5 protein-coding genes are annotated in these 4850 nt (G+C 70.0%); 2 read left to right on the top strand and 3 right to left on the bottom strand.

Features of this window, described 5'->3' with window-relative positions:
- Window positions 1-52 precede the first annotated feature (52 nt).
- A complete protein-coding gene (locus tag VF649_RS05580) occupies window positions 53-1309 on the bottom strand; it encodes an MFS transporter (protein ID WP_331010971.1) in 1257 nt (418 codons plus the stop codon).
- Window positions 1310-1395: 86 nt separating this feature from the next.
- Between VF649_RS05580 and VF649_RS05585 the strand changes: the two genes are divergently transcribed.
- Window positions 1396-2442, top strand: coding sequence for a YeiH family protein (locus VF649_RS05585; RefSeq protein ID WP_331010972.1), 1047 nt, complete (start codon window positions 1396-1398; stop codon window positions 2440-2442).
- A 27-nt stretch (window positions 2443-2469) separates the two neighbouring features.
- Here VF649_RS05585 and VF649_RS05590 read toward each other — a convergent pair whose 3' ends face one another.
- The gene (locus tag VF649_RS05590; protein ID WP_331010973.1) at window positions 2470-3471 is read right to left on the bottom strand and encodes a LacI family DNA-binding transcriptional regulator; all 1002 of its coding nucleotides are present in this window, start codon (window positions 3469-3471) and stop codon (window positions 2470-2472) included.
- Between the two features lie 80 nt (window positions 3472-3551).
- On the bottom strand, window positions 3552-3992 hold the full coding sequence (locus VF649_RS05595) for a hypothetical protein (protein ID WP_331010974.1): 441 nt from the start codon (window positions 3990-3992) through the stop codon (window positions 3552-3554).
- Between the two features lie 97 nt (window positions 3993-4089).
- Between VF649_RS05595 and VF649_RS05600 the strand changes: the two genes are divergently transcribed.
- On the top strand, window positions 4090-4850 hold a 761-nt coding region (locus VF649_RS05600; RefSeq protein ID WP_331010975.1), incomplete at its 3' end, for a class I SAM-dependent methyltransferase.

A 4850-nucleotide genomic window follows, 5' to 3' on the forward strand; every position in this document is an offset into this window, starting at 1 on the left:
CCCCCCCCCCCGACCGGGTCCGGGGGAGGAGATCGGGCCGTCAGCCCCTGCCTCAGTGCCCCATGGGGATCGGGGCGGGCACGCCGTCTTCCTGTTCCGGGATCACGATCCGGGGGACGAGCAGCTGGATCGCGAGCAGCGCGGCGAGATAGGCGCCGGCGCAGATAAACAGCATCGGCGCATAGCCATGGCCGCGATCGAGCGACCAGCCGGCAAATTCGATCATGCCCATTCCGGCAAGGTTGCCGGCAAAGGCCGCAATGCCGATCGCCGACCCCACGATCCGCGCCGGGAACATATCGGTGGTGAAGCCGAAGATGTTGGTCGAGAAACCCTGATGCGCGAACAGCGCCAGACCGAGCAGCAGCGCGGCGGTCCAGGGGCTGGCGACCAGCAGCACCAGCGGCACGGGCACGATCAGGCAGGCGTAGAACAGCATGCTGCCCTTGCGCGCGGCGTTCGCGCTGGCGCCGCGCGCGATCAGCCGCGACGGCAGCCAGCCGCCGGACAGCGCCCCGAACGCGGCCATCGCATAGACGAGTGCCACCGGCAGGCCGAGCGTGCCCTGGCTGAGCCCGAACATGCGCGAGAACAGATCCGGCATGAAGAACAGCAGGAACCACCAGACCTGATCGGTCAACGCCTTCGCCGTGATGATCGCCCATTGCCGCCGATCGCGCAGCAAATGGGTCCAGCCACGCGGGGCGCTGGCCACGATCGCGGGGGCGGCGGGTTGCGGCGGGACCCGTACGGCGAGCCACACCACCACCCAGAGCAGCCCGAGCCCGCCGGCGATGAGGAACGCGGCCTTCCAGCCGAGCCAGAGCGCCAGCGGCGGGATGAGCAGCGGGGTGGCGACCGCGCCGATATTGGGCGCCATGTTGCCGATCCCCAGGATCTTCGACCGTTCCTGCGGCGTGTAATAGGTGGCCGCGCTTTTCACCATCGCCGGCGTGCCGATCGATTCCGCGACGCCCAGCGCGGCCCGGACCGCGACGAAGCCGCCGACACTGGCGACGACGGCATGCGCCATGCCCGCGATGCTCCACGCGCCGACCCCGATCGCGAAGCCGCGGCGCAGGCCGACGCGGTCGATGAACCAGCCGGTGCCGAGGAACGCGACCGCGGCCGCGAACTGAAAGGCGGACGCCATGTGGCTATAATCGCGATCCGACCAGGAAAACTCCGCCTGCAGCGTGGGTTTCAGCAGCGCGATCATCTGGCGATCGACATAGTTCAGCATGATCGCGACGAAGATCAGGACGGTGATGAGCCATCGTTGATCCTGCCCTGCCTGTACGCCCGTCATCCGTCCGCTCCCTTATTCGCTTTGCGACAGGATAACGGTGTCATAGGACGGCGCAATGCCGGATCGTACGCGATGAGGGAAACAGGATGACCACGATGCCGCCACGCCCGTTGCCGGCGGCAGCGGACATGTTCAACGATCTGGAGCCGGACGCCCCGATCGGTTGGCGCGATTCCGTGCCCGGCGTGCTGGTGGCGATCGCCGCGACCATGGCGGCGGGATATATGTCCGACCATTATGGTGCGCCGCTGACCTTGATGGCGCTGCTGATCGGACTGGCGCTCAACTTTCTGGGTGCGGATGCGCGCCTGGCACCGGGGCTGGGCTTCACGTCGCGGACTTTGCTGCGCTGGGGCATCGTGCTGGTCGGCGCGCGGATCACGTTCGGGCAGATGGTCGACCTGGGTCCGGTGGCGTTCGCATCGGTGGTGATGATTCTGGGCGTCACCCTGATCGCCGGAGTCGTGGCGGCGCGGATGCTGGGGTTCGGCGCCGCGTTCGGGACGCTGGCGGGCGGCGCGGTTGCGATCTGCGGGGCGTCCGCAGCGATGGCGCTGGCGACGACGCTGGGCGAGCGGCGCGTCAACCAGGCGCAATTGGCGCTGGTGCTGGTCGGGATTTCGGCGATGAGTTCGCTGGCGATGTTCCTGTACCCGTTGCTGGCGCATCAATTCGGATTTCGGGATGCGCAGGCCGGGTTCCTGCTGGGCGCATCGATCCATGACGTCGCGCAGGCGCTGGGTGCCGGCTACAGTTTTTCGGCGCCGGCCGGCGAGGTGGCGACGATCGTCAAGTTGACACGGGTCGCGTTGCTGGCGCCGGTGATGGCGGCGGTTTCGGCGTTCTTTCCCGCGGACGGCACCCGCAAGGGGCGCGTGCCGGCCCTGCCCTGGTTCGTGATCGGCTTCTTCGTCCTGGCGGGCGTCAATTCCACCGGGTTCATCCCCGCGATCGTCAGCCACGGGGCGCAGACGCTGGCGACCGCGCTGCTGGCCTGCGCCGTGACCGCCACCGGCATGCGCGCGCCGATGAGCGCGTTGCTGGGCAGCGGGCCGCGGCCGTTGCTGGTGATCATGATCGCCACGGTCGCGGCGCTGTTGCTGTCGCTGGCGGCGGCCTGGCTGGTGATCTGATCCGCGGGTCGCGGCGCGGCACGGACGTCAGCGTGCCGGTGCGGCGGCGGATTCGCGCAGGATCAGGCGGTGCGGCAGGACGCGGTGGCGGAGCGTCGCGTCGTCGCTCAACAGCAGATCGGCCGCGACATAGCCGAGGTCACGTGTCGGCTGATCGATGGTGGTGAGCGGCGGCCAGACGACTTCGGCCAGCGCGGTATTGTCAAAACCGACGATCGACAGCCGATCGGGCACCGCGATCCCGGATCGGTGCGCCTGCGCCAGCGCGCCCGCCGCCATGTCGTCGCTGCTGGCGAAGATCGCGGTCGGGGGGTCGGGCATCGCCAGCAGCGCGGCCGTCGCCTCGGCGCCCGACGCGAAATCATAGCGGCCCTGGCGGGTGAGCGACAGGTCGATCGCGAGGCCCGCAGCCTGCAATCCGCGCAGATAGCCGCTCATCCGCTGGCCGCTGGTGGCATAGGCCGGGTGGCCGGCGATGAAACCGATGCGGCGATGGCCCAGGCCGGCAAGGTGCCGGACGACATCGAAGGCGGCGCCGTCATTGTCGATCGCCACCGATGTCGACAGATCGACCTGCGTGCCGGGCGAGATCCGCACGAACCGCAGCGCCTGATCGTGCAGCAGTGCGAGCACGCCGGGATGATCGCAGACGGGGGGCGTCAGGATCACGCCATCGGGGTGGGTTTGCGCGATCAGGCTGGCGATCCCGTCGAGCAGGCCGTCGGCATCGCGGTCATAGGGCTGGACCAGCATCCGCACGCCCGATTCGGCGCAGCGTTGCCGCACCCCGATCTGGAGGTCGTAGACATAATAGGGGCTGGGATTGTCGCAGATGAGCGCGACCTGGAACGAGCGGTGGCCGCTCAGCGCGCGCGCGGCCAGGCTGGGGTGGAAGGCGAGGTCCGCCATCGCCGCCTCGATCCGGCGGCGGGTGTCGGGGGCGACATAGCGTTCGTTGTTGAGGACGCGCGAAACCGTCTTGATCGATACGCCGGCAGCCTTGGATACGTCCCGGATCGTCGCGCGCATTGTCATCCCGTCAGCGCCCGGGGGCGGGCCGCGATCCGGCATAAGGCAGTGGCCGCTGTTCCGCCACCGCGAACGCGCGATCAGCGCAGGTGGCGGAGCGTGTGGAGATCGGCATGCGCATAATCGACCGTGCGGCGGGCGAAGCGGACGACCAGATTGGTGATCGGCACCCCGGCGAGGCCACCGACGATATCGGTGATGATCCCGGCGGTGCCGCGCGGAATCCGGGTGGCATGGTCATTCTCGATCGTTTCGATGACGTCGCCCAGCAGCGGCGCGCGTTCCGACAGCAGCGGGCGGTGGAGCAGCCGGCCGACGACGGTCGCGCGGAGATCATCATGATTGCGGGCGATGGTGGCGGGGCTGTCGTCGGGATCGACCTGAACCGCCAGGTCGTCGAACACCATCAGCACCGATCCCCCGCTGTCCGCCGCTGCGGCGCGGGCGAGGGCCACGGCAGTTTCGAAACTGCGGGCGGTGACGGCTGGGGTGGTGGGGGTTGGCACTGGCAGTGGCATCAAGGGGCGGTCCGGTGAAGGTTGGCCGGGCAGGATAGCGTGATCCTGGCCGGCTTGCCTACCATCTGTCATGCGGGCGCGTGCGGATCGGGAGACGGGCATGACGGGTGCGGCGGATTGGCAAGGGCGCGTGGGCGCGAACTGGGCGCGCGAATGGCAGCGGACCGACCGGACGCTGGCCGGCGTCAACCCGATGCTGGCGGCACGGGCGGCGGCGGTGCAGCCGCACCATGTGCTGGATATCGGATGCGGCGCGGGGGCGACGGCGGTCGCGGTGGCGGACCTCTGCGCCGCGGCGGCGGTGCTGGGGATCGATCTGTCCGCCGAACTGATCGCGGCGGCCGATGCGCGGGGGCATCCGCGGTGCGGGTTCCGCGTGGCGGATGCGACGCGGTGGGAGGATCCCGCCTGTCGCCCCGACCTGCTGATATCCCGGCACGGCGTGATGTTCTTCGACGACCCCGTGGCGGCGTTCACACAGTTGCGGACCGCGGCCATGGCGGGAGCGCGGCTGATCTTTTCCTGCTTCCGCGACCGCACCGAAAACCCCTGGGCGACCGTCACCGCGGATGCGGTGGGCGCCCCGCCGCCGGGCGCCGGGACCGGACCGGGGCCGTTCGCCTTTGCCGATCGCACGCGCGTGGCGGCGCTGCTGGCGGCGGCGGGGTGGCACGGGATCGGGTTCGAGGCGGTGACGTGGGACTATGTCGCGGGTGCCGGACCCGATCCGGTGGCGGATGCGGTGGCGTTCTTCAGCCGGATCGGCCCGGCCGCCGCCACAATCGCGCGGCTCGATCCACCGGCCCGCGCGGCGGCGGTGGCCGCCTTGCACGCCGTACTGACCGAGCACCGGGCCGATGG

The sequence above is a fragment of the Sphingomonas sp. genome (assembly GCF_036387535.1).
Classification (GTDB): Bacteria; Pseudomonadota; Alphaproteobacteria; order Sphingomonadales; family Sphingomonadaceae; genus Sphingomonas_R.

Bases quoted from the DNA above. Each gene is read 5' to 3' on its own strand.
- VF649_RS05580 (WP_331010971.1), bottom strand. From the start codon at position 1,309: ATGACGGGCGTACAGGCAGGGCAGGATCAACGATGGCTCATCACCGTC.
- VF649_RS05585 (WP_331010972.1), top strand. From the start codon at position 1,396: ATGACCACGATGCCGCCACGCCCGTTGCCGGCGGCAGCGGACATGTTC.
- VF649_RS05590 (WP_331010973.1), bottom strand. From the start codon at position 3,471: ATGCGCGCGACGATCCGGGACGTATCCAAGGCTGCCGGCGTATCGATC.